Source organism: Yinghuangia sp. YIM S09857 (assembly GCF_051388915.1).
Classification (GTDB): Bacteria; Actinomycetota; Actinomycetes; order Streptomycetales; family Streptomycetaceae; genus Yinghuangia.
On record NZ_JBPKBH010000036.1, the window covers coordinates 24,241 to 26,203 of the forward strand.

The following is a 1,963-nucleotide window of genomic DNA, read 5'->3' on the forward strand; positions in this document are numbered from 1 at the left end:
CACGGCGGGTCCGGGCGTCGCGAACGTACGGGGTCAGCGGTGGGGGTAGGCGCGGGCGAGGAACCGGTGTGCGGTCGAGATGAGGGCGTGGGCGCTGTCGAGGTCGTGGTACGGGAGCTCGGTGTTCACGATCAGCCGGACGTCGATGCAGGTACGGACGAGCAGCCACGGGTGGGTGATGGGCCATCGGTCCTCGCCCAGGTCGCGCAGCAACTGGCGGAAGAGGTACCTCCAACCCGCGTCGGAGCGCCCGGGGGCGTCCGGGTCCTCTGCGAGGTGGAGCACGGCGATCGCTCCCGGCGCGGTGCTCGACGTGTCGACGGTCGGGGTGCGGCCGAGCGCCGCGTCGATCATGGTGCGACTGGCGGACTGCCGCCCCGATCGAGCAAGAAGGGTGGGCTGGTCCAGGTAGGCGGCGGCGCGAAAGCGGGCCGCCGGTGTCGCCAGGTCGCCCAACACCCGTAGCTGGGCCGAGGCGAGCGTGCGCGGCGGGCACGCGGTATTGCCGTAGATGTCGGAGAGGGCGGTGTGCGCGGCGGCCGTGTAAGAGACGCGGACAGTGATCACAACGCAACTCCTTTGGTGGGGCGGGGTGGTGCTGGGGCTGGGGCCCTGGGCCGGGCAGGGGTGCCACGTGGTGGCCCCGGCCCAGGGCGGTCTGTGCGGCGGCGGCCCGGAGCCGCCGGGGTGTGCGCTACGTGGGGGCCGAGGCAGCACCCTCGGTGTCCTCGCCTGCGGTCGTGGCCGTGGTGGGCGCGTGGGTGGTGCGGGCCTGGGTGTAGGTGTGCATGGCGGCGTTCAGGGCTTCGTGCCACATGTCCAGGAACCGGCGGTCGGCGGCCAGGCGTTGGACGGAGTCGGCCAGATGGGCCCAGCCGAACTGGAGGTGAGCGTCCGCATCGTCGCCGAGCCGGGCCACGTCGCGAGCCAGGCGGGCGGCGTCGCGGGCGATCTGGGCGTCGAGCTGGTCGAGGCGCATCGCGGCGAACATCACCGGTCCGGCGAGGGCGGCCAGCACGGGGTCGGCGCGGTGACCGGCAGCTGCCAGGTCGGCCGGGTCGGCGCCGAGGACGCGGCGCACCGCGCGGGTGCCGAACGGCACCCGGGCCGTCGTGGTGTCGGGGGAAGCCGACCTGTGCGTCATGGAATTCCCCTCTTTCCATGGGGCGGAACGTGCCTCGGGTGGGCGGCGCGGGCCCGGACCGGGGACGTGGGGGGAGGTCCCCAGCCCGGGGATCGGGCCTGTCGGTCAGGCACCGGTGCGGGTGGCGGTGACGCGGTTGTCCGTGACGTCGATGCGCCAGGTGTCGTCGGGGTTGGCGCCCTGGGCGCGGAGGGTTCCGGTGACGGTGTGGTCGAAGGTGAACTCGCGCAGGTGGTGCGGGTAGGCGCGTCCCGGGACGGGGTGGGCGAGTTCGGCGGCGAGGCGGGCGCCGGGGCGCAGGAAGGTGTCGACGAGGTGGCGTATCCACGCCTCGGCGCTGTAGGTCTTCTCGGTGCCGTCCCACACGATCGCGGTGCCGTCCTCGGTGGGCCGGAAGTCGCACCACAGGTTCGGCAGGTCCGGGTCGGGGCCGCAGTCGGTCTCATCCGGGTCGTCGGACGCGTCCGGGACGGCCGGGTCGAAGGCGACGGTGTAGGGGCCGGAACGGCGGGGCTGGTGCCGGGTGGCGGCGTACGCGGTCAGGTACGCGGTCTCGGCCGGGTTCAGCGGCGGGGTGACGGTCAGGCGTCCGGAGAAGTCGGTGCTGTAACCCACGGCGGGGCCTCCTGGTTCGTGGCCGGTCGGGAAGGTGCGCGGGTCGTCCGGCGGGTGGTCTCGGGCGCGGCGCCGTGGCGGCTGGCGGGCGCCGGGTGGGGCCGGGTGGGGCTTCGGCCTGGGGCGGTCGGGCGGCGCGGATGCGCGTGTGCACGCGCCCGTGCGGGTGAGTGGGTGGGTGGGTCGATGTCGCGGGGCCCCGGG

Annotated in this window: 3 protein-coding genes; all 3 read right to left on the bottom strand. The window is 74.7% G+C overall.

The window, feature by feature from the left end:
- Positions 1-33: 33 nt before the first annotated feature.
- The 3 genes from ACRX5S_RS40095 to ACRX5S_RS40105 all read right to left on the bottom strand — a co-directional run bounded on the left by ACRX5S_RS40095 (position 34) and on the right by ACRX5S_RS40105 (position 1,759).
- A complete protein-coding gene (locus tag ACRX5S_RS40095; RefSeq protein ID WP_436778232.1) occupies positions 34-567 on the bottom strand; it encodes a hypothetical protein in 534 nt (177 codons plus the stop codon).
- Positions 568-694: 127 nt separating this feature from the next.
- The gene (locus tag ACRX5S_RS40100) at positions 695-1,144 is read right to left on the bottom strand and encodes a hypothetical protein (RefSeq protein WP_436778233.1); all 450 of its coding nucleotides are present in this window, start codon (positions 1,142-1,144) and stop codon (positions 695-697) included.
- A gap of 105 nt (positions 1,145-1,249) precedes the next feature.
- Positions 1,250-1,759 carry a hypothetical protein gene (locus ACRX5S_RS40105; protein WP_436778234.1) on the bottom strand — a complete coding sequence of 170 codons (510 nt, stop codon included), beginning with the start codon at positions 1,757-1,759 and terminating at the stop codon, positions 1,250-1,252.
- Positions 1,760-1,963 lie beyond the last annotated feature (204 nt).

Bases quoted from the DNA above. Each gene is read 5' to 3' on its own strand.
- ACRX5S_RS40100 (WP_436778233.1), bottom strand. From the start codon at position 1,144: ATGACGCACAGGTCGGCTTCCCCCGACACCACGACGGCCCGGGTGCCG.